Raw genomic sequence first — 24,338 nt, 5'->3', positions numbered from 1 at the left:
GATGGCGCCCCCGACCCCCGACCCCGACCTCGGTGGCGGCCTCGGCGCGACCGTCGAGCACACCGTCTGGGAGCAGGAGGACGTCGACCCGGCCGGCGTCGAGGAAGCGATGCGGGCGCTCGAGCGCGAGCGCTTCCAGCACCGCTCCGGCACGCTCCCGGCGCGAGCCCTGAACCTGGTCGTGATCGTCGACGCCGCCTACGCCGGCGAGATCGCCCGGCGGCTCGACGGGATCGGCCGCAACGCCCCGTCGCGGACGATCCTGGTCCGCGTCTCCCCCCGCCGGACCCACCTCAGCGCGCGGGTCACGATGACCGCCTGCCCTGAGGGCACGAGCGGCTCGCAGGCGCTCAACGAGCTGGTCGCGGTCGACATCGGCGAGGGCCACGTGTCGCGGCTGGAGTCGATCGTCGACCCGATGGTGATGACCGACGTGCCGACGCTGGCCTGGGCCCCGCACGGCCACGGTCGCGCGCTCGAGGCGATCGTCACGCTGGCCCAGACGGTGATGCTCGACAGCTCCGAGGGCAGCGACGCCCAAGCCGGGCTCGACGAGGCGCACCGGCTGCTCGAGGCCGACCACATGAGCGTCGTCGACCTCGCCTGGCTGCGCGCGACCCCGTGGCGCCAGCGGTTGGCCGCCCACTTCTCGCCGGGGCTCCGCCACGCCGAGCTGTGGAGCCTCGACGAGGTCGAGATCCGTCACCACCCCGGCTCCGAGGCCGCCGCCTGGCTGATGCTCGGCTGGCTCGGGAGCCGGCTCCGCTGGGAGGCCCGCGACGGCCGGGTGGTCGACGCCGACGGCCACGAGGTGCGGCTGCGGCTGACCCCCGTCGACGTCGGCGTCCAGGGCCTCGCGGGGGCGACGGTCGCCTCGCGGGACGGCTCGCGGTTCGCGCTCGACCGCAATCCCGGTGGGCTTCGCGCCTGCCGCACGGACGGCGACGTCGAACGGCAGTGGACGGTTCTGGGCGCCTCCCGCGGGGAGTCGGGCGTGCTCGCGACCGCCCTCCGGCGCACGCTCGTCCCCGACGACGGCTACCGTGGAGCGCTCGTGACCGCCCGGAGGCTGATCCCTTGCACCTGAGTCCCGTCGAACGGCCGAGCCCGCTGTCCGCGTACCCGCCGATCGCCGACTACGCGTTCGTCTCCGACTGCGAGGTGAACGCGTTGATCGCGCCCTCGGGCGGGGTCGAGTGGATGTGCATCCCCCGCCACGACAGTCCGTCGATCTTCGGGGCGTTGCTCGATCGCGACGCCGGCCAGTTCCGCGTCGCGCCGGTGGGCCAGACCGTCCCCGCCGGTCGTCGCTACCTGCCGGGGACGATGATCCTCGAGACGACCTGGGGCACCCGCACCGGCTGGGTGGTCGTCCGCGACTGCCTGCTGATCGGCCCCTGGCACCACGAGGGCGAACGATCCGAGAGCCACCGCCGCTCGCCGACCGACGACGACGCCGACCACGTCCTGTTGCGGACCATCCGCTGCGTCAACGGCTACGTCGAGATGTTCATGGAGTGCGAGCCGGTCTTCGACTACGGCCAGCGCCACGGCCAGTGGACGTACGGCTCGGAGGGCTACGGGATCGGCAAGATCAAGGACCCCGACGGCACCACCGAGCTGACCCTGACCACCGACCTGCGGCTCGGCTTCGAGGCCCAGCGGGCCCGCGCACGGACGACGGTCCGGGCCGGCGACACCCACTTCATCGCGCTCTCCTGGTCGCACCACGGCGCCCCGCAGACCTACGAGGACGCCCACGCGCGGCTGAACTACACCGCCGACTTCTGGCACGAGTGGCTCAGCCACGGCGAGTTCCCCGACCATCCCTGGCGGACGTTCCTCCAGCGCTCGGCGATCACGCTCAAGGGCCTGACCTTCGCCCCGACCGGCGCGATGCTGGCCGCCGCCACGACCTCGTTGCCGGAGACGCCCCACGGCGAACGCAACTGGGACTACCGCTACTCGTGGATCCGCGACTCCACGTTCATGCTGTGGGGCCTCTACACGCTCGGGTTCGACGAGGAGGCCAACGACTTCTTCTACTTCATCCAGGACGTCGCCCGCGGGGAGCAGCCGCTGCAGGTGATGTACGGGATCGGCGGCGAGCGCCAGCTCGACGAGTTCGAGCTCGACCACCTCGAGGGCTACGACGGGGCGAAGCCGGTCCGGATCGGCAACGGCGCCTACGACCAGAACCAGCACGACGTGTGGGGTGCGATGCTCGACTCCGTCTACCTGCACACGAAGTCGCGCGACCAGCTGCCGGAGTCGGTCTGGCCGATCCTCAAGAAGCAGGTCGCCGAGGCGATCGCGCACTGGCAGGAGCCGGACCGCGGGATCTGGGAGGTCCGCGGCGAGCCCCAGCACTTCACCACCTCCAAGATCATGTGCTGGGTCGCGCTCGATCGCGGCGCGCGCCTGGCCGAGCTGCGTGGCGAGCACGAGATCGCCCACGAGTGGCAGCTGATCGCCGAGGAGATCCACGCCGACATCTGCGCCAACGGCGTCGACGAGCGCGGCGTCTTCTGCCAGCACTACGACACCGACGGCCTCGACGCCTCGCTGCTGCTGCTTCCGCTGGTGCGGTTCCTACCCGCCGACGACGAGCGGGTGCGGGCGACCGTGCTGGCGATCGCCGACGAGCTGACGATCGACGGGCTCGTCCTCCGCTACCGGGTCGAGGAGACCGACGACGGGCTCTCCGGCGAGGAGGGCACCTTCACGATCTGCTCGTTCTGGCTCGTCTCGGCGCTGGTCGAGATCGGCGAGGTCGAGCGGGGCCGCGAGCTGTGCGAGCGGCTGCTGAGCTTCGCCTCGCCGCTCCAGCTCTACGCGGAGGAGCTGGACCCGCGCTCCGGGCGTCACCTGGGCAACTTCCCGCAGGCGTTCACCCACCTGGCCCTGATCAACGCCGTGATGCACGTGATCCGCGCCGAGGGCGACGGCACGACCAACCCGTCCGGGCCGGGAGGCCGCTGAGATGACCGCCGCCGGCAACGTGCCCACGATCGAGGCCGTCGCTGGCGCGGCGGTCGCCGCCGACGCCGCAGCGCGGCTGCTGGCGGAGCGGATCAGCGCGGTGGCGGACGGGGAGCGGGCCGCGGTCGCGCTCTCCGGCGGTACGACCCCGGTCGCGGCCTACGAGCGGCTGGGGCCGCTGGTCGCCGACTGGTCGACGGTCGACGTCTTCCTCGCCGACGAGCGCTGCGTGCCGTTCTCGCATCCCGACAGCAACGGCCGGCTGGTCGCGGCGGCGCTGCCGCTCGAGCTGGGCTACGCGCTGCACCGGCTGCCCGAGATCGGCTCCCCCGGCGACCGCGCCCGTGCCTACGCCCACGAGCTCGGCGCGCGGCCGCTCGACGTGGTCCTGCTCGGCCTCGGCGAGGACGGTCACACCGCCTCGCTCTTCCCCGGCCACGGCGCACTCGACGCCGACGGCACGACCGTCGCGGTGCTCGACTCGCCCAAGCCGCCGCCGGAGCGGGTCTCGCTGACCCTGCCCACGCTCGCGGCCGCGGGCCTGCTGGTGCTGCTGGTGACCGGGGCCGGCAAGGCCGATGCGCTGGCCCGGACGCTCGCCGAGCCGAGCCCGAAGGCGCCCGCGAGTCTGCTCCCGCGGGGCCGGCTGCACGTGATCGCCGACGATGCCGCGCTGACCGCCGCCCGCGCGGCCGGCCTGGTCCCCGACGCGGGAGCGTGAGCTCGGTGGGCGTGCGCCTGTGGCTGGTGCGGCACGGTGAGACCGAGTGGTCGCGGGTCCTGCGGCACACCGGCTGGACCGACGTGCCGCTGACCGACCGGGGGCGCGAGCAGGCCGCCGCGCTCGCCGAGCCGCTGCGGGGGATCGCGTTCGCGGCCGTGCTCTGCTCGCCGTTGCAGCGCGCGCGGGAGACGTTGCGGCTGGCCCGGCCCGATCTCGAGCCCGAGCTGCTCGACGACCTCCGCGAGCGCGACTACGGCGTCGCCGAGGGCCGTTCGACCGAGCATCTGCGCGAGCACGACCCCGGCTGGAACTCGTGGACGACCCCGATCGAGGGGGCGGAGACGATCGACGCGGTCGGTCGCCGCGCCGACCGGGCGATCGCGCGGGCGGTGGAGTGCGGGCGGGCAGTGCCGACGACGACCGCGAAGGCGGCTCCGCCGGACCCCGTCCGCGACGTCCTGATCGTCGCCCACGGCCACCTGCTGCGGATCCTCGCCGCCCGCTGGATCGAGCAGCCCGGTGTGCTCGGCGCCCACCTCGGTCTCGACGTCGGCGCGATCTCACTGCTCGGCCACGAGCGCGAGCGGCGGGTGCTGCTCCGCTGGAACGTCGCCACCGGCGCCGCCGTCGAGCCCCGGATCGGCTTCGACCCGCCGCCGGACGCGTCGACGCGCTGAGCGGCGGGCGGGCGGGCCGTCGTCCGCCGGCGCTGCTCGATGTCTTCTCGACCGCTGAGGTGGACAACACATCGCGAAGGTGCAGCGCTCCCGTCCCCAAACGACCGTTCGCCCGGTCGCGCGCCGCCGCGCCGAGCGTATTGACCGACCGGCCAGTATCTCGCTAGGCTGCCGCGCATGGCTGACATCCAAGGCAAGAGCGCACTGGTCACCGGAGGCGCGTCGGGGCTCGGTGCCGCGACCGCCCGCCGGCTGCACGCGGGCGGGGCGCACGTGACGATCGCCGACGTCCAGGAGGAGAAGGGTCAGGCCCTCGCCGACGAGCTCGGCGAGCGGGCGCAATTCGTCCGCACCGACGTCACCGACGAGGAGTCGGTCCAGGCCGCCGTCGCCGTCGCAGCCGGGATCGCTCCACTGATCGTGACCGTCTCCTGCGCCGGCACCGGCTGGCCGCAGCAGATCTTCCACCACAAGAAGGGCGTGCACCCGATGCTGCCCTTCGAGACGGTCCTCAAGATCAACCTCTTCGGGACCTTCAACGCCCAGCGCTACTCGGCCGAGGCGATGTCGACCAACGAGCCCAACGAGCAGGGCGAGCGCGGGGTCCTGATCAACACCGCCTCGGTCGCCGCCTTCGACGGCCAGATCGGCCAGGTCGCCTACGCGGCCTCGAAGGGTGCGATCGTCGGCACCACCCTGCCGATCGCCCGCGACCTCGCCCGCTACGGCATCCGCAACGTCACGATCGCCCCGGGCCTCTTCGACACCCCGCTGCTGGCGGCCCTGCCTGAGGAGGCCCGCGCCTCGCTCGGGGCCCAGGTCCCCTTCCCCAGCCGCCTCGGCCAGCCCGACGAGTACGCCGACCTGGCCGCCTACGTCGTCAGCAACCCGATGCTCAACGGCGAGACGATCCGCCTCGACGGCGCGATCCGGATGGCGCCGAAGTAGGCCGACCTGGAGCCGCTAGCCGGCGTCCTGCCCGCCGAACGCCGCCTCGAGCGCCGCCACGACCCGCTCCCCCGCCCGGCCGTCCCCGAAGATCTCGGGGCGGTCGGCCGGCTGGGGACGCTCGAGCGCGGCGACGGTCGCGGCCGGGTCGAGGTCGACGAGCACGTTCCAGCCGCTGTCGACCGTCTCCGTCCACTCGGTGGTGTCGCGCAGGGTCACGCACGGCACGCCGGCCAGGTAGGCCTCCTTCTGGACGCCGCCCGAGTCGGTCAGGACCGCCGCGGCCCCGACCAGCAGGGTCGCGAAGTCGAGCGGACCGACCGGGTCGATCAGCCGGACCGCGGGCGCGTCGGCCGCCAGCCCGTCCCAGAGGCCGTGCTCGTGCAGACGCGCGCGGGTCCGCGGGTGCAGCGGCAGCACGAGCGGGCGCTCGGGCGTGGCCGCCGTGCGGAGGACCTCGACCAGTGCGGCCAGCCGCTGCGGGTCGTCGACGTTGCCGGCCCGGTGCGCCGTCGCCAGCAGGTAGCCGCCGGGACGGAGGTCCCGTTCGGGCAGCCAGGTCGCCGCCCGCTCGCGCGCCCGCGGGTGCACGAGCAGGGTGACGTCGGTCATCACGTCGCCGACGTCGACGACCCGCTCCCCCAGCCCCTCGCGCCGGAGGTTGGCCGTCGCGTTCGGCGTGGGCACCAGCAGCAGCCGCGAGAGGTGGTCGCAGACGACGCGGTTGCGCTCCTCCGGCATCCGCTGGTCGAACGAGCGCATCCCGGCCTCGACGTGGACGATCGGGATCCCGAGGTCGGCGGCGACCAGGGTCGCGGCCAACGTCGTGTTGGTGTCGCCGTAGACGAGCACCGCGTCGACCGGCCCCTCCGGCCCGCGACCGGCCTCGACCAGCAGCGCCTCCAGCTCGGTGATCATCCGCGCCGTCTGGGCCAGGTTGGTCCCGCCGCCCAGGGCCAGCTCGTGGTCGGGCGCCGGCAGGTCCAGCTCGCGGAAGAAGACGGCCGAGAGCGCGTCGTCGTGGTGCTGGCCGGTGTGGACCAGCAGCTCGTCGTGGCGCTCACGCAGCCGCCGCGAGACCGCAGCCGCCTTGACGAACTGGGGCCGGTTGCCGACGACGGTCACGATCCTCATCGGGCGGGATCGTCGCAGGACGGCCGCCGCGCCGTCGGGGGCGCGTCGCTGCCGGTCGGTCCTACGCTTCGCTGGCCGCGGCCAGATCCTCCAGATCCCCGGCGAGCGCCCGGCGCATCGCCCGCCCCATGAGCGGCTGGCAGCTGATCTCCATCGACCCCTCCGCTCGGCTAGAAGAACGTCCGGGCCAGGTCCAGCAGCCCGAGGTCGACCGGCTTGACGCCGACGACCTCGCTGAGGGGGATCCGGACGATCTCGGTCCCGCGCAGCGCGACCATCGTGCCGAAGGCCCGGTCGACGACGGCGTCGGCGGCCGCGCAGCCGTAGCGGGTGGCCAGGATCCGGTCGGTGGCCGTCGGCGTCCCGCCGCGCTGGGTGTGGCCGAGCACGACGACCCGGGTCTCGTAGCCGGTCGCCGCCTCCAGCTCGACGGCGAGCGCGCTGCCGATCCCGCCGAGCCGCTCGTAGCCGTACTCGTCGGTCTGCTCGTTGGCGCGGATCTTGCGGCTGCGGCCGTCGTCGAAGGCGAGCCGGGCGCCCTCGGAGACGACGATGATCGAGAAGTCCTTGCCGCGCTCGTGCCGCTGCCGGATCGTGGCGGCGATCTGCTCGACGGTGGTGTCGACCTCGGGCACGAGGATCGCGTCGGCGCCGCCGGCGATCCCGGACATCACCGCGATCCAGCCGGCGTTGCGGCCCATCACCTCGACCACCATCACCCGGTTGTGGGACTGGGCGGTGGAGTGCAGGCGGTCGATCGCCTCGGTCGCGACGTGGACGGCGGTGTCGAAGCCGAAGGTCCGGTCGGTCCCGACGATGTCGTTGTCGATCGTCTTCGGGACCCCGACGACGGGCAGGTCCAGCTCGTCGTGGAGCTGGCGGGTGATCTCCATCGTGTGCTCGCCGCCGATCGCGATGATCGCGTCGAGCCGATCCTCGACGACCGCCGCCCGGACCCGGGCGAGCCCGTCGTCGTGCCGGAACGGGTCGTAGCTCGACGTCCGCAGGATCGTCCCGCCGAGGTGCAGGATCCCCGACAGCGACTGGTGGTCGAGCGGCAGGTGGTCGTGCTCGACGAGGCCCTGGTAGCCGCGGCGCAGCCCGACCGGCTCGTGACCGGCCCGCAGCAGCCGGCGGCCGGCCCCGCGGATCACGGCGTTGAGTCCGGGGCAGTCGCCGCCGGCGGTCAGGATCCCGATACGCATGCCCCGAGCCTACGGCGATGCCCGGCCGCAGGGGAAGGCCCGCTGGCCCAGCTTCCCCCTGGTCGGTGCGCCGCGGGGACGAACCGGGCCGCGCCGCCCTCAGACCACGGGACCGAGGTCGGGCGGGGCGGCGTCCCGGCGGACGCGAACCCAATCGTCGATCCGCCCGTCTCGGACGTGGACGGCGACCGTGACCGACCCGCCGTCGCCGTCGCAGGGACCGGCGCCCGCCTTCGGCGTCAGGCGCAGCTCCAGCACCACGTAGCCGCCCTCGCCCCCGCCGACGTTGACCGGCCGGGCGCCGCAGGGCAGGTCGCGGGCGGCGGCGATCCGTTCGCTGCGGTCGTCGAGGATCGCGATCGTGCCGTTGACGAAGCGGGTGCCGTCGACCATCAGCGCGGCGGCGGCCTCGTCGTCGCCGCGGCGCACCAGCGCGAACCACGCTTCGGCGACCCGGCGGGCAGCGGGGTCGGCCGGGCCCTCGACCGTATCCGGGACCTGGTCGAGCGGCGGCAGCGTTCCCCGGCCGCCGTGGCTCGGCGGCAGGCCCGGCGTGGTCGGCGTGGTCGGCGGCGCCGCTTCGGTCGACTGCTCCGTCGTCGCGCCGAGCGGGGCCGCGCCGCCGCAGCCGGTGAGCAGGATCGTGGCCCCGAGCAGCACGGCGACGCCAACCGCCCGCGTGCGACCCCGGGGACTGTCGATCCGCTCCGCCATCTCCCCGAACCTACGCCGTCGGGCGGCGACCGGATGCGCGGGCGCGGCGGGCGATCAGGTTCGCCCGTCCGCACCGACCGGAGCTCAGGGCAGCGTGACCGTCGCCCGCACCGCGTAGTGGTCCGAGGCGATCTCGCCCGGGGAGAACGCCACCATCGAGACCGGCCCGAGGCTCGCGCTGCCGCCCGTGCGGGTGCCGATGTAGTCGAGCGTGTCGCGGTAGCTCGCGTAGCCCTGGCTGGCGACCAGCGGGTTCGTCACCCCGTCGTAGGTGTAGCCGTAGGCGGAGGGGTTGCCGACCGTGAAGCCGGAGGCGACCTCGCCCTGCTGGATCTCGTTGCGGCCGAGGCCGTCGAGCCGGGTCGCGCCCGCGTAGTACTCGACGTTCAGGTCACCGGCGAGCACGACCGGATCGCTACCGGTCCGCGCGGTCACGAGCGACTTGATCTCGCCCAGCTGGTTCATCCGCACCTGGTGCGCCGCGGCCCGCGCCGCCGGCGTCGTGTCGGCCTGGAGGTGCGTGCCGGCGACCCACAGCGGTCCGTTGCCGGTGTCGATCCGGACCAGCGCGACGCCCTTGTTCGCGTAGTAGTCGGCGGTCCACATCTGCGACGCGTTGAAGACGTGCTGGTAGCTGGCGGTGATCGGCCGCTTGCTGAGGATCGTGACGCCGCCGTTGACGACGACCAGGCTGTTGGAGCAGTTGCCGGAGACGGCCGTCCAGCCGCTGCTGGAGCAGCTCTGACCGAGCAGCTTGGTCTGGTACGGGTACTCCGCGAGCAGACTGGTCCGCATCGTCTGGGCCTGGTCGCTGAAGGCCTCCTGGAGCACGACCACGTCGGCGTTCTCACGCCGGATCAGGGCCGCGGAGTAGCCGGCCCGCAGCTGCTTGGCCGCCGTGTTCGTGTCGGCGACCCAGGGCAGCTGGTAGAGGTTGTACGAGAGCACGCTGACGGTGCCTCCGGGATCCGCTCGCGCCGAGAGCGGTGCAGCGGCGAGCCCGAACAGCATCAGCAGCGCGATCACCGCCCCGACGACTCGGCGACCACGCGGGTTGGACAGGACTGTTTCCTGGTGCATGGCCGCACGCTACCAACCCCGATCGCCACTGCGGGAGCGTTTCCTTCGGGCGGCGGACAGCGGCGTGCATGACGTCGCGTCCGCCTCGGTCCGGCGCCTACGCCCCCGATCACCGCACGAGACGCCCGTGCCGCGCCGGTGCCGCGCCGGCCGAGGCGCCTGAAGACCCCGCCAGCCTCCCGCCGACGGGGCCCGCGTCCGCGACTAGACGCGCTCGATCAGCGCGGCCATGCCCATCCCGCCGGCCACGCACATCGACTCGATGCCGTAGCGGCCGCCGGTCGTCTCGAGGCCGTTGATCAGGGTCGTCATGATCCGCGCGCCGGTCATCCCGAACGGGTGGCCGAGGGCGATCGCGCCGCCGAACGGGTTCAGCTGCTCGTCGGTGATCCCCAGCTCCTGCTTGCAGGGGACGATCTGGGCGGCGAAGGCCTCGTTGATCTCGACGATGTCGATCTCCTCGATCTTCATCCCCGTCTGGGCCAGCAGCTTCTGGATCGCCGGGATCGGGCCGACGCCCATGACCTCGGGCCGCACGCCGGCGACCGTCGTGGCGATGATCCGCGCCCGCGGCTTGAGGCCGAGCTTGGCGGCCTTCTCGGCGCTCATGATCAGCGTCGCGGCGGCGCCGTCGTTGAGCGGGCAGGCGTTGCCGGCGGTGACCGTGCCGTTCTCCGGGTCGAAGACCGGCTTCAGCTGGGCCAGCTTCTCGACCGTCGTCCCCGCCCGCGGACCGTCGTCCTGGCTGACGACCGTGCCGTCGGCCAGCGTGACCGGGACGATCTCCTTGGCGAAGTGGCCGTTGTCGCGGGCCGCAACGGCGCGCTGCTGGCTCTTGGCCGCCCACTCGTCCTGCGCCTCGCGGGAGACGTTCCACTGCTTGGCGACGTTCTCGGCCGTCAGGCCCATCGGCAGGTAGACGTTGCAGATCGAGCCCTCGGAGCCGTTCAGCAGCGGATGGAACTCCCAGGCGCCGCCCTGGACGGAGCGCGAGACGGCCTCGACGCCGGCGGCGACGTACTGGTCGCCCTCGCCGGCCTTGATCGCGTGGAAGGCGGTCCGGATCGTGTGCAGCGAGGAGGCGCAGAAGCGGTTCGACGTGACGCCCGGGACCTCGAACGGCAGGCCGGCGAGCAGCGAGGCGTTGCGGGCGATGTTGAAGCCCTGCTCGCCCTCGCCGGAGGCCGCCCCCATCAGCACGTCGTCGGTCTCCGACCAGTCGACGCCGGGGTTGCGCTCCTGCAGCGCCTTGAGCGGGATCGCGGCCAGGTCGTCGGCGCGGACGTCCTTCAGCGAACCCTTGACGGCGCGCCCGATCGGGGTGCGAACGGCATCGACGATGACGACTTCAGACACGGCGAGACTCCTGCGGAGGTTCCGGGGACCCGCGGATCGTACTCCTAGATTGACTGATCAGTCAATCGACCCGGGGCGGGTGATTCTACCGACGGTCGGATTCACGGTGGGATGGCGAGGGGTGCGGGGCCACACGGGCCGGGGCGGCGGGCGGTTCGGCTCGGGCGGCGGGGCAGTTGGGCGGCCGGGCAGCTCGGGATGCTGGGCGGGACGGCGGGGCGAGACGGGCCGCGGGACCGCTCGGGAGGCGGGGCCGCTCGGGAGGCGGGGCCGCTCGGGAGGCGGGGCCGCGGGGCGGGTTCGGGCGGCGGGGCAGTTCGGGCGGCGGGGCCGCTCCGGAGGCGGGGCCGCTCCGGAGGCGGGGCCGCTCCGGAGGCGGGGCCGCTCGGGAGGCGGGACGGCGGGACGGGTTCGGGAGGCGGGGCAGTTCGGGCGGCGGGGCCGCTCCGGAGGCGGGGCGCTCCGGAGCGACGGAGCGGAGGGGCGACGGAGCGGAGGGGCGACGGAGCGGAGGGGCGACGAACCCCGCGGCCAGGCGGGAGGGAGCGGCCGGCCAGTCGAGAGGGCCAGGCGGCCGGAACCAACGCGAAACGACCCCGCCAAGGCCGCCGCGCATCAGACCGGAGTCACGTTGCCCCGGGTCCCGCGACCTGGAGTCGTTTTGCGTCGCCTGGCGACGCGAAATGACCCCAGTAGTCCGGCACCGACGCAAGCTGACTCCAGCTGCGGGGGGAGGTGGGCATGACCTCCCGCCTACCGCTGGCCCGCGACCGAGTCCGGGTCGCCACCCGTCGAGCGCTCCCGGCCCGCGACCCGCGGCTTGCCCCGGCCCCGCGACCCTGTCCCAGACGCCGACCCGGCCCGCGGCCCGCCCCCGCCCCGCGCGCCTCCAGCCCGGCCAGCACCGCCAGCCGACGCGCGCCTCCCGCCCGACCGGCACCGCCCACCCGCCCGCCCGCGCCTACTCCCCGACCAGCACCGCCGGACCCGGGGCCTCCGCGCCGCTCGGCGGCTCGTCGCCACCGGCGGCGCGGGCGCGACGGGCCCGGTGCTCGATCACGGTCAGGATGATCGCCGGCACCAGCGCCACGACGGTCGCCAGCGCCGCCCACAGGAAGGTCTGCCCGAAGGCGGCGGCGATCTCGTCGCGGACCTCCAGCGGCACGCCCCCGGCCGGCCGGCCCTCGCCCATGCTCCCGGCGAGCCCACGGTCGGCCAGGTCGCGGGTCAGCAGGACGGTGAAGAGCGCGGTCCCGATCGCACCGCCGACGCGCTGGAGCACGCTCAGCCCGGTGGTCGCACGCGGGATCTGGTCGCGGCTGAGGGTCGCGTAGGCGGCGGCCATCGACGGCATCATCGACATCCCGATCCCCATCCCGCGGACCAGCAGCACCAGGCTGATCAGCACGTACGAGGTGTCGCCGCCGACCATCGTGCAGAGCAGCGTGGTCACGATCATCACGACCACGCCGACGATCGTCGGGATGCCGCCGCCGATCTTGTCGGTGATGATCCCGCTCAGCGGCATCGCCAACGCCATCCCGAGGCCCTGCGGGATCAGCAGCAGACCGGCGTGGGTCGCGTCCTCGCCGCGGGCGATCTGGAAGTAGAGCGGCAGCAGGATCATCGCGCCGAACATCGCCCCGCCGAGCACGAAGGTCGTCGCCGCAGCGCTGCTGAAGCCCGGACTCCGGAACAGCCGGACGTTGATGACGGCGTGCGGGGTCCGCAGCGCGTGGAAGACGTAGGCGACGATCATCGCCAGGCCGACCACGATCGGCAGCCAGGTGATCGGCCCCTCGATCCCGCCCTTCTCGCCCGTCTCGGCCAGGCCGAAGACGAACGTCGCGGCCCCGCCGCTGGCGAGGATCGCGCCGAGCCAGTCGAGCCGCATCCCGCCGTGGCCCTCGGACTTCGGCAGGACCCGTGCGGCGAGCACCAGCCCGATCAGGCCGACCGGGACGTTGACGAAGAAGATCCAGCGCCAGGAGAGGTTGTCGACGATCAGCCCGCCGAGCGTCGGCCCGAAGATCGGCGCCAGCAGCATCGGGATCGAGATCAGGCCCATGACCCGCCCGAGCCGCTGCGGTCCGGCCTGCTGCGTGAGCATGATCTGGCCGACCGGCATGATCATCCCCCCGCCGATCCCCTGGAGGATCCGCAGCACGATCAGCTGCTCGACGTTCTGGGCGAAGCCGCAGGCGGCCGAGGCCACGGTGAAGAGCACGACCGCGACCATCCAGACCCGCTTGCCGCCGAACTGCTCGCTCGCCCAGCCGGTCAGCGGGATCACCGCCGCCAGCGCCAGCATGTAGCCGGTCGCGACCCACTGGACGGTCGAGAGCGGCGCGTCGAGGTCGCGCGAGAGGTCGTCGAGCGCGACGTTGATGATCGTCGTGTCGAGGATCGACATCACCGCGCCGACGATCACGACGACGGCGATCGACATCAGACGGCGATCGCGCAGGATGGAATCGGTCATGCGGGTTGGTGCTCCGGGGACGGCGGTGACGGGTCTGACGCAGGCGGCGTCAGCTACCCGGGCGCGGCGGTGCTATGGAGTCCAACCGTTGCGCGCCGTCATTTTTAGCATGCTCATGGTCTCGGCCCTGTCAAGCTGTGCGACGGCCGATGACCACGTCACCTGCACGTCCCGACACCACCGTCTCCGGCGCGGATCCCGTGCCCCCGGAACCCGCCGTGGCCGCGAACGGCCCCGCGCCGTCCGACCCCGCCGTCAACGCGCACGGCCCCGCGCCCTCCGACCGTGCCGTCAACGTGCACGGCCGCGCACCGTCCGACCGTGCCGTCACCGACGACGATTCCGCGCTCGAGGCCCTACGGGCACAGCTCGCTCGTCTGATGCGTGCGACGCGGAAGGCCCGCGGGCACGGCAACCAGCACCTCGACGGCCTCTCGATCCCGCAGTTCAACCTCGTCGAGCCGCTGCTCGATGCGGACGAGCCGCTGGCCGTCGGCCGGTTGGCCGAGCTCGCCTCGACCACCGCCCCGACCGCGACGACGATGATCCGCAAGCTCGAGGACCACGGCCTGATCGAGCGCTCGCCCCACCCTGGCGACCGGCGCGTCGTCCGCGTCGCCCTCACCGAGGCCGGACGGACGCTGGTCAGCGAGCGCCGGCAGCGCGTCGCCGCCTGGCGGATCCAGGTCGCCGCGTCGGTCGCCCCGGAGGACCGCGAGGCCGGGGCCCGCACGCTGGCGGCGATCGCGGGCGAGATCGAGCGGACGATCGAGGCGCTCAGCGCCCCGGCGACCGACGACGCCGACGGCTAGACGATTGGCTCCCGACCTCGCGGCGTGGGTGGCTGGGATGCACTCATTTCGTCGCGCTCACGAGCTGGCCGGCGGTGAGCGCGACGCCGCGAGGTCGCGGAATCGACCTTCTAGAGACCGAGGCCCCGCACGCCCAGCTCGTCGAAGCCGACGTGGTGGGCCAGCTCGTGCCGGACGGTGATCGTGACCTGCTCACGCAGCCGCTCCGGGTCGTAGCCGAAGTCGCGCCGGAGCGTGTCCCGGAAGATCATGATCCGGTCGGAGTGGTTGTCGTTGACCGCGCCGTCGCCGACGTAGAGGCCGTAGGCGTTGTGCTTGCGGCCCTGATCGGAGATGACGACCGCGACGTTGGTGTCCAGCACCCCCTGGAGCAGGTCGGGCAGGTCGTCGAGCGCGTCCCGCACCAGCTCCGCGAAGTCCTTGTCGTCGTGCGGGTCGAGCGCCAGGAACTCGCCCTCGTCGGGCTCGACGGCGAGGCCCTCAGCCGCCAGCCGCTCGGAGCGCTCGACGACCCGCTCGAACTCCTCGTCGGTGGCGGGCTCGCGGTAGTCCGCGAGCCGGCTCGTGATCAGGGCGAGCGCCCCGACGATCACGCCGACGCCGGTCAGCACCACGCCGATCGTCTGGACCACCCGCAGCACCGGCTGCGACGTCCAGTCCCCGACCAGGAAGTACCCCAGGGTCGAGGCCAGGCAGAGTCCCACGAGACCGACGACGAATGGTGCACGCTGACCCATCGCTCCAGCCTACGCCACGGGGTCAGAAACGTCCATGGATAAGCAGTTCTGGCCGCTGTGGCCGTCGGCGGGGTGCCGCCCCGACCGTCGTCCCGGTCGCGCAGCGCGCCGACCGGGACGCCCTCCGAGGTCGCCTACTCGGCGATCATCGCGCGCGAGATCACGACGCGCTGGACCTCGTTGGTGCCCTCGTAGATCTGCGTGATCTTGGCGTCGCGCATGAACCGCTCCATCGGGTAGTCCTTGACGTAGCCGAAGCCGCCGAGGATCTGGAGCGCCTCGACCGTGACCCACATCGCCGTGTCGGACGCGAACAGCTTCGCCATCGAGGTCCACTTGCCGACGGCCTTCGAGCCGCGCGGCTCGCTGTCGACGACGGAGCAGGCCTTGTAGAGCAGCTCGCGGGCGGCCGCCGTGCGGGTCTCGAGGTCGGCCAGCTTGAACTGGATCGCCTGGAGCTGGTTGATCGGCTTGCCGAAGGCGATCCGCTCCTTCGCGTACTGGTTGGCGAAGTCGATCGCGCCCTGGGCGATCCCGACCGCCTGGGCGGCGGCGCCGAGGCGGGTCCGCTCGAGCGTGCCGAGCGCGACGCGCATGCCGCGGTCGACCTCACCGATCACGTTGGCGTGCGGGACGCGGACGTTCTCGAAGATCGGCGAGCCGGTCGGCGAGCCCTTGATCCCGAGCTTGCGCTCGAGCGGCCCCCACGAGACGCCCTCGCGGTCGCTCTCGATCATGAACGCGGTCACGCGGCCCTTCTCGAGGTCGGTCTTGGCGAAGACGACGTAGTAGTCGGCGACCGAGGTGTTGGTGATCCAGTTCTTCTGGCCGTTGACGATCCAGTCGTCGCCGTCGCGAACCGCGGTCGTCTTCAGCGCCGCGGTGTCGGAGCCCGCCTCGGGCTCGGACAGCGCGAAGGCCGGGCTCCACTCGCCCGAGGCGATCTTCGGGAGCACCCGCTGCTTCAGCTCGTCGGAGCCGAACAGCGTGATCGGCAGCGAGCCGAGCTCCTGGATCATCTGGATCAGGGCCGAGGACGCGCAGACCTTGGCGATCTCCTCGACGGCGAGCTGCTGCATCAGCGTGCCCATCCCGGTGCCGCCGTACTCGGGCGAGACGGCCAGGCCGAGGATGTCCTGCTCGCCCAGCAGCTTGCGGACGTCCCACGGGTACTCGCCCTGCTCGTCGATCTCGGCGGCGCGCGGAGCGATCTGCTCCTGCGCGATCTGCCGGACGGCGTCGCGGAACTCGAGCAGGTCGCTCGGGATGCTGTAGACGCCGGTATCGATGTTCAGGTCGTTCCCCATACGCGGGATCCTACGACCGGACGCGACGATTCCGCCTACCGGCAGTAGGAGCGGCCCTGCGCCGAGACCCCGAGGGGACTCAGTCGTCGGCGAGGCAGTCGGCGCAGCGGCCGCTGACCACGACCGTCGCCGAGTCGACCCGGTGCCCGGCGGTCTCCGCCGCGCGACGCGCGACGGCCCGGCCGGCGCTGGTGTCGAGGTCGATCAGCACGCCGCAGCGGGTGCAGGTGAAGTGGTCGTGTGGCGACGGGTTCGTGTCGTAGCGGGCCGCCCCCGGAGCGGCGACCCGGCGGACGACGCCGAGCTCCGCGAACAGCTCGAGCGTCGAGTAGACGGTCGGCAGCGCGAGGCCGGGAAGGTCGGTCGACGCCTCGCGGAGCAGGGCCTCGGCCGTGACGTGGCGCGGGCGGTCCGCCAGCAGCCGGTGCAGGGCCAGCCGCTGCGGCGTGACGCGCAGACCGCCGCCGCGAAGGCGGGCGACGAGCCGGGCATCGGCTTCGGCGGCGGTGGCACGGGCTTCCATAACAGCTATGGATCATAGGCGATCCTAATCTGTAGCGCTTTGCAACAAGGCGCACACGAGGGCTCGCGCCGAGCCGGCCGGGCCGGCCGCGACGACCGGCACGACCGGGCCGCGCCGGACGATCGGTAGCGTTGCCAGGATGTCCGCACCGGTCTTCGATCACCCCGGCCTCGAGGTCGACGTCACCCAGGTCACGACCGAGCTCGACCGCGGAAGCATCGTCCTGATCGACGTCCGCGAGCCGCACGAGTGGGAGGCCGGACGGATCCCCGGCGCCGTCCACATCCCGCTCCAGGAGCTGATGGGCCGGGTCGAGGAGCTCGACCGCGACGGCACGATCGTCTTCCAGTGCCGCGTCGGCGGACGCTCCGCGATGGCCGCCCAGGCGCTCCGCGAGGCCGGCTTCGACGCCTGGTCGCTGGCCGGCGGCCTGCTCGCCTGGGCCGCCGCCGCGCGGCCGCTGACGCCCGACGGCGGCGTGGTCGCCGACCACTGAGCGGCCCCAGGCCGGGGCCCGCAGCGGCCGGGGCCTGCCTCAGGCCCCGTCGGCGCCTTCGTCGTCGCTCTCCGTGCCACGCGCGCGGGCCGAGGCCCCGGCGCAGATCGCGACGACCTCCTCGAGGTCGTCGGTGATCCGGAAGAGCGACATGTCCCCGGGCGAGATCAGGCCGTCGGCGACCACCCGCTCCTCGAGCCAGGCGGCCAGGCCGGACCAGAACGCGGTCCCGTAGAGCACGATCGGGTAGCGCCGGATCTTCTTGGTCTGGACCAGGCAGAGGACCTCGAACAGCTCGTCGAGGGTGCCGAAGCCGCCCGGCATCGCCACGAACGCGTTCGAGTAGCGGACGAACGCGACCTTGCGCGTGAAGAAATAATGGAAGTCGACGGCCAGGTCGACGTAGGGGTTGGCCCCGGTCTCGAACGGCAGGTCGATCAGCAGCCCGACCGAGGCGCCGCCCGCCTCGTGCGCGCCGCGGTTGGCGCCCTCCATGACCCCCGGGCCGCCCCCGGTGATCACCGTCGCGCCGACCTCCGCCAGCCGCGTGCCGAGCTTGCGGGTCAGCTCGTACTCCGGCGTGCCTGGACCGAGCCGGGCGGAGCCGAAGACGGTGATGCCGTTGCGGACGTGGGCCAGGGTCGTGAAGGCCCGATCGATCTCCGCCGCGATCCGCTCGACCCGCTGCGAGTCGGTCAGCTCGGAGGCGACGTCCGGCGACTCGGCGGCGATCAGCTCCTCGTCGGCGGTCTCGGGACGGCGCGGGTAGGTGCTCACCGCGCGACTGTATCGCCCGCGATCGACGGCTCGGTCAGGCCGCCTCGAGGACCGCCGCGACCAGCGCCAACGCGACCGCCGCGCGGGCCTCCAGCGTACGCCCGTCGACGTGCTCGTCGATCGCGTGGGCGCCGCCCCCGAGCGGTCCCAGCCCGTCGACGGCGACCCGCACCCACGCCGCCAGGTGGCTGGCGTCGGAGGCCCCACCGCGGGACGCGGCCACGATCGGCCGCCCGAGCAGCGCCCCGGCCCGCTCCAGCAGCGGCGCGGCCTCGGCGCGGTGGTCCATGCCCGGCCAGACCCGCCCGAACCGCGGGCTCAGGCTGACCTCGTCGAGCACCCGCGGCAGCCCTTCGAACACCCGCTCGATCGCGCTCACGTCGTCGGCGCGCAGGTCGCAGGTCAGCTCACCCGCGTCCGGCACGACGTTCAGCGCGAGCCCGCTCTCGAGGATCGTCGGCACCACGCTCAACCGGCCCGGTCCGGCGGGGTCGTGCTGCTCGGCCAGCAGCAGCGCGACCCGGGCCAGCGCCAGCAGCGCGTTGCGTCCGTCGTCGGGCTTGCTCCCGGCGTGAGCGGCGCGACCGCTCGCGCTGATGTGGATCGAGGCCGCCGCCTTGCGGCGGACGACGACCGCCTCGTCGCCGGCCTCCGTCCGCTCGCCGCCCTCGAAGCAGAGGCAGGCGTCCCAGTCCTCGAAGCGGGCACCGTGACCGAACGGGGCGACCCGCCACTCCTCGTCGGCGACCAGCAGCAGCGCGACCTCGGCGAAGCGCTCGGGATGGGCGGCCAGCACCCGCAGGACCCCGATCGCGAGCGCGTCGCCGCCCTTCATGTCGAAGGTCCCGGAGCCGTCCCAGCGGTCGCCGTCGCGCTGCAGCGGACGGTGGTAGTCGTGCCCGATCACGGTGTCGAGGTGGCCGAGCAGGACGATCCGCCCGCGGCCGCTGCCGGTCACCCGGGCGAGCAGGTCGGGGGCGAAGCCGGGGGTCGAGCAGGGGATCCGCTCGACGATCGCCGTCTCCGGAAGCCAGTCACCGACGATCGCGACGCAGCGTTCGTGGGCGTCGGCGTCCCCCGAGGGCGAGGAGCACGCGACCAGCGGCTCGAGCACGGCCGCGGCGTCCGCGGCCACGCGCGCGGCACCGTCGAGCAGCACGGACGCGAACGGCGGGACGGAGGGATCGGGCACGGCACCCACCATTGCATGGTCTCCGGAGCGCCGGTCTCGCGGAGCCGGATCGACGGCCTGCTCCGGGTCGCGTCTCGGACGTCCGTCTGCCTCCGGCGTGTCTGTCTCGCGCATGCGGCGTAGGCTGCCCGGCATGGCTTCCACCCCGCAGGTGGGCGACCCCGCCCCCGACTTCACGCTCGACGGCACCGACGGCCCGTTCACGCTGGCCGACCGCCGCGGCGAGCGGATCGTGCTCGCCTTCTACCCCGGCGACGAGACGGCGGTCTGCACGAAGCAGTTCTGCTCGTACCGCGACCGCGCCGACGACCTCGCCGGCCTCGACGCGACCGTGATCGGGATCAGCGGCAAGGACGTCGCCAGCAAGCAGTCGTTCCGCGACCACCACGCGCTGACGGTGCCGCTGCTGGCCGACCCCGACCACGAGGTCGCGCGCCGCTACGGCGTCGCCTCGCGCGTGATGGGCACCAAGCGCGCGACCTTCGTGATCGACGAGGCCGGCCGGATCGCGTGGAAGAAGGTCCACGCGATCGGCCTGACCTTCGTCACCGTCGACGAGCTGCAGCAGGTCCTGGCTGGCCTGCCGGCCGCGGCCGCCTGACTGCGGCTCGGCCGGCGGTGGTCGGGCGTTCCCCGATGCCTTCTCCACCCCCACGGTGGACAACGCATCGAGGAGCCGGCCATGCCGCTCAGGCCGGCGCGCCGACCGCCTCGGGCCGCTCGACGACCGCCGGCTCCGGGTCGTCGTCGAGCCCGAGGTCGGCCGCCGCCACGGCCCGCTGCTCGCCGGCGAGGTCGATCCCCCGACAGAAGAGCGCGTAGGCGACGGCCGCCACCGGCAGCCCGACGAAGATCGCCAGGTCGACCCCGTCGAACGCCTTCGCGATCGGCCCCTCGAAGAACGACAGGTGCATGAACGGCACCATCGCCGCGAAGCCGAGCACGTAGGCCACGCAGCCGCGCCAGTTCCAGTCGCCGTAGATCCCCTTCGGGTTGAAGATCTCGCGGACCGAGTAGCGGCCGCGACGGACCAGGAAGTAGTCGGTCAGGTTGATCGCCGTCCACGGCGCCATCAGGTAGCCGAGCACGGCCAGGGCGGTCGCGAAGGTCGTCGCCAGGAAGTCGTCCGGCAGCCCGATCGCCACGATCGTCGCGGTCGCGAAGAGGAAGCCGAGCGTGAGCACCCGCAGGCGGACCGTCGACACGACCGGCCTGATGCTGTCGAGCGCGCTGATCAGGGTCAGCGAGCCGCCGTAGAGCGACATCCCCATCAGGCCGACGGTGCCGGCCGCGGCGAGCACCAGCAGGATCGCCCCGAGTCCGTGGAAGACCAGGTCCGCGGTGGCCTGGACGCCGGCGATCACGGCCAGCTCCGGGAACACCGCCACGGCGATCGCGCCGACGATCTCCATCCACAGGACCCCGGCCACCAGCCCGACGAAGGTCACCGAGATGATCTTGCGGTGGCTGGTCCCGGCCGGCATGTAGCGCGAGTAGTCGGAGACGTAGAACGCCCACGACAGCTGGTAGCCGAGCGCGACCGCGAAGACGGTCAGGAACGAGGCCAGGTCGAACGACGAGCTGCTCGCGCCGCCCTCGACGCCGGAGAGGTGGCCGCCGACGACGATCCCGACGGTGAAGATCGCCAGGAACACGACCAGCACGATGCTGATCAGCCGCTGGGCGATGTGCAGCCAGTCGTGGCCGACGATCGCCAGCACCACCGAGACGACCGCGGTCACGATCAGCCAGAGCACGTTCGCGCCGCCGATCAGGCTGCTCAGCGTGCTGCCGAGGACGTCGAAGCCGGAGACGGCGTAGCCCCAGTACACGAGCACCGCCGTCGCCCAGATGAAGAGCGCGCCGTAGCGGCCGAACTGCGGGCGCGACTGGACCATCTGCGGCAGGCCGAGGTGCGGTCCCTGGCTGGCGTGCGCCGCGACCAGGATCGAGGCGACGACGGTGCCGCCGGTCAGGGCGAGGATCGACCACAGCAGGCCGAGCCCGAGCGTGCCGCCGATCGCCCCCGTCGCCAGCGTCAGCAGGCAGGCGCTGGAGGCGAGCCAGACGGTCGCCTGGTCGCCGAGCCTGCCGTGGCGCTCGCGCAGCGGCACGTAGTCGATCGTTCGAGCCTCGATCCGCGAGCCTGAACGGGTCTGGCCGTTCGTGCCCGGTGATCCGGTCGGTGTGGTGCTGGTCATGGCTGCTCTCTCCCTTGTTGCTGCGTGGCCCTCAGGCCTTGTCCTCGAGCCCGGCCGGAGCCAGGCGCGCGAGGCGGACGTCGATCCCGTGCGGACGGGCTCCCCGGGCCTCGGCACGCTCCTTGCGCACCACCGCGGCGCGCACGAGCTTGCCGCCGACGTAGCGGAACGGCTCGGGCGGGAAGCGGTCGTGGCGGAAGTTCACGAGCGGGCTGGTCGTCCACTCGTCGCGGCGGCCGAGCGCCAGCCGGGCGAGCACCTGGCCGCCGACGACGCTCGGAGCGACCCCGTTGCCGCTCCAGCCGACGCCGACGATCAGGTGCTCGTGGCCGTCGAGGTGGCCGAGCCACGGGATGCTGGTCGGCGTGCGGTCGATCGGGCCGCCCCAGTCGTGGGCGATCTCCACGTCGGCGAGGGCCGGGTACGAACGGCGGAACTCGCCGGTGACCAGCGCGGTGTGGGCCGGGTCGCGGTCGAGGCGGTCGCCGAAGCGGCTGCCCAGGCGGAGCCCGGCGGTGCCCTTGCCGAAGACGATCCGGCCGTCGCGGGTGGTCCGGTAGTAGTTGACCATCATCTGCGAGTCGGTCACGCCCTCGCCCCCGGTCCAGCCGATCTCGGCCAGCCGCTCCGGGATCGGCGGGGTCGCGACGATGTCGCTGGTGACGGTCACGAAGCTCCGCCGCAGCTCGGGGATCGCCCGGCTCCAGGCGTTGGTGGCGATCACCAGGCGGTCGGCGTGGACCTCGCCGTGGCGGGTCGTGACCTGCAGCGGACGGGTCCGGGTGAAGCCGGTCATCTCCGTGCCCTCGTGGATCCGGACCCCGCGCTCGAGCGCGACCCGGCGCAGCCCGCGGGCGAGCTTGGCCGGGTGGACGGTCGCGGCCTGCGGCTCGAAGATCCCCGCGAGGTGCAGCGCGGAGCCGGTCCGGCGCGCGACCTCGTCGTTCGGGAGCCGCGTGAACGGGGCGACCCCGGCCGCCTCGCACTCCGCGAGCACGCCCTCCCAGGCGCCGACGTGGGCGGGCGCCGTCGCCGTCCAGAGCATCCCGCCGCGGTCGAACTCGGCGTCGATCCCGTGCGCGACGGTGAAGTCCTCGATCTCGCTGATCGCCTGCTCCGACGCCCGTGCCAGCCGCAGCGCCTCCTCCGGGCCGCACATCGCGGTCAGGCTCGAGAGCTTCGGCCACCAGGACAGCGCCATCCCGCCGTTGCGGCCGGAGGCGCCGCCCCCGCAGACGTCCCGCTCCAGGATCAGCACGTCGCAGGCCGGATCGAGCTGCTTCAGCCGCAGCGCCGTCCAGAGGCCGACGAAGCCGCCGCCGGCGATCACCACGTCGGCGCTCGTCGGCCCCCGCAGCTCGGGAGCGTCGGCCGCGTCGCCGAGCGCCTGCTGGAGCCAGAGCGAGCGGTGCCGGTTGCGGCCACCCGCTGCTCCCCCCGCGACGCCCGGGGTCGCCGGGGCGCTGGTGGTGCTGGTGCTGCTCGACATCCCCCTCGCCTACGCCCGGCCGACGTTGAAGACGAGCGTCTTCGGCTCGGTGACGGTGTCGAGCATCATCGAGCCGCCCAGCTCGCGCCCGATGCCGCTCTGCTTGGCCCCGCCGAACGGCGCCATCTGGTCCCAGTAGTTGGTCGACTCGTTGACCAGCACGGTGCCGTGGTCGAGCGCGTCGGAGACCCGCCAGGCGGTGTCGAGGTCGACGGTGAAGACGGCCGCGTTGAGCGCGTAGGGCGAGTCGTTGGCGATCGCGATCGCCTCCTCGACGGTGTCGAAGACGATCACCGGAGCGACCGGCCCGAAGGTCTCGTCGCGGGCGATCTCCATCTCGGTCGTCACGCCCGAGAGCACGGTCGGCGGGTAGAAGCGGCCCTCGGGCGCCTCCGGCTGGATGATCCGCGCACCGGCCGCACGCGCCTCCTCGACGTGCCGACGGACCTTGGCCAGCGTCGCGTCGTCGACCAGCGGACCCATCTCCGTCGCCTCGTCGGCCGGATCGCCCATCCGCAGCGTGGCGGCGCGGGCGGCGAGCCGCTCGACGAACTCGTCGTGGACGTCGCGGTGGACGAGGATCCGCTCGGCCGCGGTGCAGACCTGTCCGGCCATGTAGAAGCAGCCCATCGTGGCCGCGTCGACCGCGGCGTCGAGGTCGGCGTCGGCGAAGACCATCTGGGGGCCGTTGCCGCCGAGCTCCAGCAGCGTCCGCTTGAGCCCGGCGGCAGCCGCGATCCGGAGCCCGACCTCGGTGCTGCCGGTGAACTGCAGGCCCGCCACGTCCGGGTGGGCGACGAGCGCCGCGCCGACATCGCCGCCGCCGGGCAGGAAGCTGAGGACGCCGGCCGGCAGGCCCGCCTCGAGCAGGATGTCGACGACCATCCCGCAGCAGAGCGGGGCCTTCTCCGACGGCTTCCAGACGACCGCGTTGCCGGCGATGATCCCGTAGAGCACGGGGATCATCGGGATGTCGACCGGGAAGTTGTACGGCCCGATCACGCCGATCACGCCGAGCGGCCGGCGCGTGGTCAGGATCCGCTTGCGGTTGGTCGGCTCCTCGGTCGAGGGCCGCGTGGTGCCGTGGTGGCGGAGCGCGTCCTGGCCGGCGCGGCGGAAGTGCGGCGTCGCGTACTGGACCATCTCCTCGCGGGCCTCGGCGATCGTCTTGCCCATCTCGGCGGTGATCGACTGCGCGATCGCCTCGTTGCGCTCCTCGGCGATCAGCATCGCCCGCTCGAACAGCTCGACCCGCTCCACGAGCGAGGTGGCGGCCCACGCGCGCTGGGCGGCGACCGCGGCCGCGACCGCGCGGTCGACGTCGCCGCTGTCGCAGCGGGTGGTGGTGCCGACCAGCCGGTCGTCGAACGGCGAGCGGACCTCCATCGTGCCGGCCGATCCGTCGGTCCAGCTGCCGGCGATCAGGGCCTTGCGCTCACGGGTGGCGGTTGCGGTCATCGGTTGCTCGTCTCGGTGTCGCGGGGAAAACGGTCGTCGCCGGT

The 24,338-nt window shown here is 73.2% G+C and carries 22 protein-coding genes; 8 read left to right on the top strand and 14 right to left on the bottom strand.

From position 1 onward, the window contains the following. Nucleotide 1: 1 nt before the first annotated feature. The 5 genes from ACVUH9_RS13020 to ACVUH9_RS13000 all read left to right on the top strand — a co-directional run bounded on the left by ACVUH9_RS13020 (nucleotide 2) and on the right by ACVUH9_RS13000 (nucleotide 5,331). Nucleotides 2–1,087 carry a glucose-6-phosphate dehydrogenase assembly protein OpcA gene (locus ACVUH9_RS13020; protein ID WP_475757551.1) on the top strand — a complete coding sequence of 362 codons (1,086 nt, stop codon included), beginning with the start codon at nucleotides 2–4 and terminating at the stop codon, nucleotides 1,085–1,087. Continuing rightward, nucleotides 1,078–2,982 (top strand): glycoside hydrolase family 15 protein, encoded by a 1,905-nt coding sequence (locus ACVUH9_RS13015; RefSeq protein WP_475757549.1) that lies wholly within the window; start codon nucleotides 1,078–1,080, stop codon nucleotides 2,980–2,982. Before ACVUH9_RS13020 ends, ACVUH9_RS13015 begins: the two co-directional genes overlap by 10 nt. Nucleotide 2,983: 1 nt before the next feature. Further along, on the top strand, nucleotides 2,984–3,703 hold the full coding sequence (gene pgl, locus ACVUH9_RS13010) for a 6-phosphogluconolactonase (protein WP_475757547.1): 720 nt from the start codon (nucleotides 2,984–2,986) through the stop codon (nucleotides 3,701–3,703). A gap of 5 nt (nucleotides 3,704–3,708) precedes the next feature. Further along, complete coding sequence (locus ACVUH9_RS13005) at nucleotides 3,709–4,383, top strand: histidine phosphatase family protein (protein WP_475757545.1); 675 nt, start codon at nucleotides 3,709–3,711, stop codon at nucleotides 4,381–4,383. A 177-nt stretch (nucleotides 4,384–4,560) separates the two neighbouring features. Then, nucleotides 4,561–5,331 (top strand): SDR family NAD(P)-dependent oxidoreductase, encoded by a 771-nt coding sequence (locus tag ACVUH9_RS13000; protein ID WP_475757543.1) that lies wholly within the window; start codon nucleotides 4,561–4,563, stop codon nucleotides 5,329–5,331. A 15-nt stretch (nucleotides 5,332–5,346) separates the two neighbouring features. Here the strand turns inward: ACVUH9_RS13000 and wecB are convergent, their stop codons facing one another. From wecB to ACVUH9_RS12970, 6 genes are all read right to left on the bottom strand, one after another. Next, a complete protein-coding gene (gene wecB / locus ACVUH9_RS12995) occupies nucleotides 5,347–6,465 on the bottom strand; it encodes a non-hydrolyzing UDP-N-acetylglucosamine 2-epimerase (RefSeq protein ID WP_475757541.1) in 1,119 nt (372 codons plus the stop codon). A 170-nt stretch (nucleotides 6,466–6,635) separates the two neighbouring features. Next, nucleotides 6,636–7,670, bottom strand: coding sequence for a 6-phosphofructokinase (locus ACVUH9_RS12990; RefSeq protein ID WP_475757539.1), 1,035 nt, complete (start codon nucleotides 7,668–7,670; stop codon nucleotides 6,636–6,638). 99 nt (nucleotides 7,671–7,769) lie between these two features. Beyond that, nucleotides 7,770–8,384 carry a hypothetical protein gene (locus tag ACVUH9_RS12985; RefSeq protein ID WP_475757537.1) on the bottom strand — a complete coding sequence of 205 codons (615 nt, stop codon included), beginning with the start codon at nucleotides 8,382–8,384 and terminating at the stop codon, nucleotides 7,770–7,772. 84 nt (nucleotides 8,385–8,468) lie between these two features. Continuing rightward, nucleotides 8,469–9,464, bottom strand: coding sequence for a sphingomyelin phosphodiesterase (locus tag ACVUH9_RS12980; RefSeq protein WP_475757535.1), 996 nt, complete (start codon nucleotides 9,462–9,464; stop codon nucleotides 8,469–8,471). A gap of 204 nt (nucleotides 9,465–9,668) precedes the next feature. Further along, complete coding sequence (locus tag ACVUH9_RS12975) at nucleotides 9,669–10,820, bottom strand: acetyl-CoA C-acyltransferase (RefSeq protein ID WP_475757533.1); 1,152 nt, start codon at nucleotides 10,818–10,820, stop codon at nucleotides 9,669–9,671. Nucleotides 10,821–11,781: 961 nt separating this feature from the next. Then, entirely contained in the window at nucleotides 11,782–13,302 is a 1,521-nt protein-coding gene (locus ACVUH9_RS12970) for a DHA2 family efflux MFS transporter permease subunit (protein ID WP_475757532.1), read from the bottom strand. Nucleotides 13,303–13,451: 149 nt separating this feature from the next. On the opposite strand from ACVUH9_RS12970, the gene ACVUH9_RS12965 reads away from it, so the two are divergent. After that, a complete protein-coding gene (locus ACVUH9_RS12965) occupies nucleotides 13,452–14,114 on the top strand; it encodes a MarR family winged helix-turn-helix transcriptional regulator (RefSeq protein WP_475757530.1) in 663 nt (220 codons plus the stop codon). Nucleotides 14,115–14,224: 110 nt separating this feature from the next. Here the strand turns inward: ACVUH9_RS12965 and ACVUH9_RS12960 are convergent, their stop codons facing one another. From ACVUH9_RS12960 to ACVUH9_RS12950, 3 genes are all read right to left on the bottom strand, one after another. Next, nucleotides 14,225–14,851 carry a metallopeptidase family protein gene (locus ACVUH9_RS12960; RefSeq protein WP_475757528.1) on the bottom strand — a complete coding sequence of 209 codons (627 nt, stop codon included), beginning with the start codon at nucleotides 14,849–14,851 and terminating at the stop codon, nucleotides 14,225–14,227. Nucleotides 14,852–14,985: 134 nt separating this feature from the next. Continuing rightward, a complete protein-coding gene (locus ACVUH9_RS12955; RefSeq protein ID WP_475757526.1) occupies nucleotides 14,986–16,158 on the bottom strand; it encodes an acyl-CoA dehydrogenase family protein in 1,173 nt (390 codons plus the stop codon). A gap of 79 nt (nucleotides 16,159–16,237) precedes the next feature. Further along, nucleotides 16,238–16,681 carry a Fur family transcriptional regulator gene (locus ACVUH9_RS12950; protein ID WP_475757524.1) on the bottom strand — a complete coding sequence of 148 codons (444 nt, stop codon included), beginning with the start codon at nucleotides 16,679–16,681 and terminating at the stop codon, nucleotides 16,238–16,240. Between the two features lie 139 nt (nucleotides 16,682–16,820). Between ACVUH9_RS12950 and ACVUH9_RS12945 the strand changes: the two genes are divergently transcribed. Then, complete coding sequence (locus tag ACVUH9_RS12945; RefSeq protein WP_475757522.1) at nucleotides 16,821–17,177, top strand: rhodanese-like domain-containing protein; 357 nt, start codon at nucleotides 16,821–16,823, stop codon at nucleotides 17,175–17,177. A gap of 39 nt (nucleotides 17,178–17,216) precedes the next feature. Here ACVUH9_RS12945 and ACVUH9_RS12940 read toward each other — a convergent pair whose 3' ends face one another. Together ACVUH9_RS12940 and ACVUH9_RS12935 are read right to left on the bottom strand one after the other, a co-directional pair. Next, entirely contained in the window at nucleotides 17,217–17,954 is a 738-nt protein-coding gene (locus ACVUH9_RS12940; RefSeq protein WP_475757520.1) for an LOG family protein, read from the bottom strand. A 34-nt stretch (nucleotides 17,955–17,988) separates the two neighbouring features. Next, nucleotides 17,989–19,146, bottom strand: a complete 1,158-nt coding sequence (locus tag ACVUH9_RS12935; protein ID WP_475757519.1) for a M20/M25/M40 family metallo-hydrolase — start codon at nucleotides 19,144–19,146, stop codon at nucleotides 17,989–17,991. Nucleotides 19,147–19,279: 133 nt separating this feature from the next. On the opposite strand from ACVUH9_RS12935, the gene ACVUH9_RS12930 reads away from it, so the two are divergent. After that, nucleotides 19,280–19,747 (top strand): peroxiredoxin, encoded by a 468-nt coding sequence (locus ACVUH9_RS12930; protein WP_475757517.1) that lies wholly within the window; start codon nucleotides 19,280–19,282, stop codon nucleotides 19,745–19,747. 88 nt (nucleotides 19,748–19,835) lie between these two features. Here the strand turns inward: ACVUH9_RS12930 and ACVUH9_RS12925 are convergent, their stop codons facing one another. Genes ACVUH9_RS12925 through ACVUH9_RS12915 form a run of 3 tightly spaced genes read right to left on the bottom strand, consistent with a single transcriptional unit; the run spans nucleotide 19,836 to nucleotide 24,294 of the window. Further along, entirely contained in the window at nucleotides 19,836–21,347 is a 1,512-nt protein-coding gene (locus ACVUH9_RS12925) for a purine-cytosine permease family protein (protein ID WP_475757515.1), read from the bottom strand. A gap of 31 nt (nucleotides 21,348–21,378) precedes the next feature. After that, nucleotides 21,379–22,836: an NAD(P)/FAD-dependent oxidoreductase gene (locus tag ACVUH9_RS12920; RefSeq protein ID WP_475757513.1), complete on the bottom strand. Its 1,458-nt coding sequence runs from the start codon at nucleotides 22,834–22,836 to the stop codon at nucleotides 21,379–21,381. 9 nt (nucleotides 22,837–22,845) lie between these two features. Continuing rightward, entirely contained in the window at nucleotides 22,846–24,294 is a 1,449-nt protein-coding gene (locus tag ACVUH9_RS12915) for an aldehyde dehydrogenase family protein (RefSeq protein WP_475757511.1), read from the bottom strand. Nucleotides 24,295–24,338: the final 44 nt, after the last annotated feature.

It is taken from the genome of Patulibacter ginsengiterrae (genome assembly GCF_056269115.1).
Note: the sequence above shows the minus strand (reverse complement) of the source record. Positions and strands in the feature narration are given on the sequence as shown.

Excerpts from the sequence above, each read along its gene's own strand:
- ACVUH9_RS13020 (WP_475757551.1), top strand. The coding sequence starts at position 2 with ATGGCGCCCCCGACCCCCGACCCCGACCTCGGTGGCGGCCTCGGCGCG.
- pgl (WP_475757547.1), top strand. The coding sequence starts at position 2,984 with ATGACCGCCGCCGGCAACGTGCCCACGATCGAGGCCGTCGCTGGCGCG.
- ACVUH9_RS13000 (WP_475757543.1), top strand. The coding sequence starts at position 4,561 with ATGGCTGACATCCAAGGCAAGAGCGCACTGGTCACCGGAGGCGCGTCG.
- wecB (WP_475757541.1), bottom strand. The coding sequence starts at position 6,465 with ATGAGGATCGTGACCGTCGTCGGCAACCGGCCCCAGTTCGTCAAGGCG.
- ACVUH9_RS12990 (WP_475757539.1), bottom strand. The coding sequence starts at position 7,670 with ATGCGTATCGGGATCCTGACCGCCGGCGGCGACTGCCCCGGACTCAAC.
- ACVUH9_RS12985 (WP_475757537.1), bottom strand. The coding sequence starts at position 8,384 with ATGGCGGAGCGGATCGACAGTCCCCGGGGTCGCACGCGGGCGGTTGGC.
- ACVUH9_RS12980 (WP_475757535.1), bottom strand. The coding sequence starts at position 9,464 with ATGCACCAGGAAACAGTCCTGTCCAACCCGCGTGGTCGCCGAGTCGTC.
- ACVUH9_RS12970 (WP_475757532.1), bottom strand. The coding sequence starts at position 13,302 with ATGACCGATTCCATCCTGCGCGATCGCCGTCTGATGTCGATCGCCGTC.
- ACVUH9_RS12965 (WP_475757530.1), top strand. The coding sequence starts at position 13,452 with ATGACCACGTCACCTGCACGTCCCGACACCACCGTCTCCGGCGCGGAT.
- ACVUH9_RS12960 (WP_475757528.1), bottom strand. The coding sequence starts at position 14,851 with ATGGGTCAGCGTGCACCATTCGTCGTCGGTCTCGTGGGACTCTGCCTG.
- ACVUH9_RS12955 (WP_475757526.1), bottom strand. The coding sequence starts at position 16,158 with ATGGGGAACGACCTGAACATCGATACCGGCGTCTACAGCATCCCGAGC.
- ACVUH9_RS12950 (WP_475757524.1), bottom strand. The coding sequence starts at position 16,681 with ATGGAAGCCCGTGCCACCGCCGCCGAAGCCGATGCCCGGCTCGTCGCC.
- ACVUH9_RS12945 (WP_475757522.1), top strand. The coding sequence starts at position 16,821 with ATGTCCGCACCGGTCTTCGATCACCCCGGCCTCGAGGTCGACGTCACC.
- ACVUH9_RS12930 (WP_475757517.1), top strand. The coding sequence starts at position 19,280 with ATGGCTTCCACCCCGCAGGTGGGCGACCCCGCCCCCGACTTCACGCTC.
- ACVUH9_RS12925 (WP_475757515.1), bottom strand. The coding sequence starts at position 21,347 with ATGACCAGCACCACACCGACCGGATCACCGGGCACGAACGGCCAGACC.
- ACVUH9_RS12920 (WP_475757513.1), bottom strand. The coding sequence starts at position 22,836 with ATGTCGAGCAGCACCAGCACCACCAGCGCCCCGGCGACCCCGGGCGTC.
- ACVUH9_RS12915 (WP_475757511.1), bottom strand. The coding sequence starts at position 24,294 with ATGACCGCAACCGCCACCCGTGAGCGCAAGGCCCTGATCGCCGGCAGC.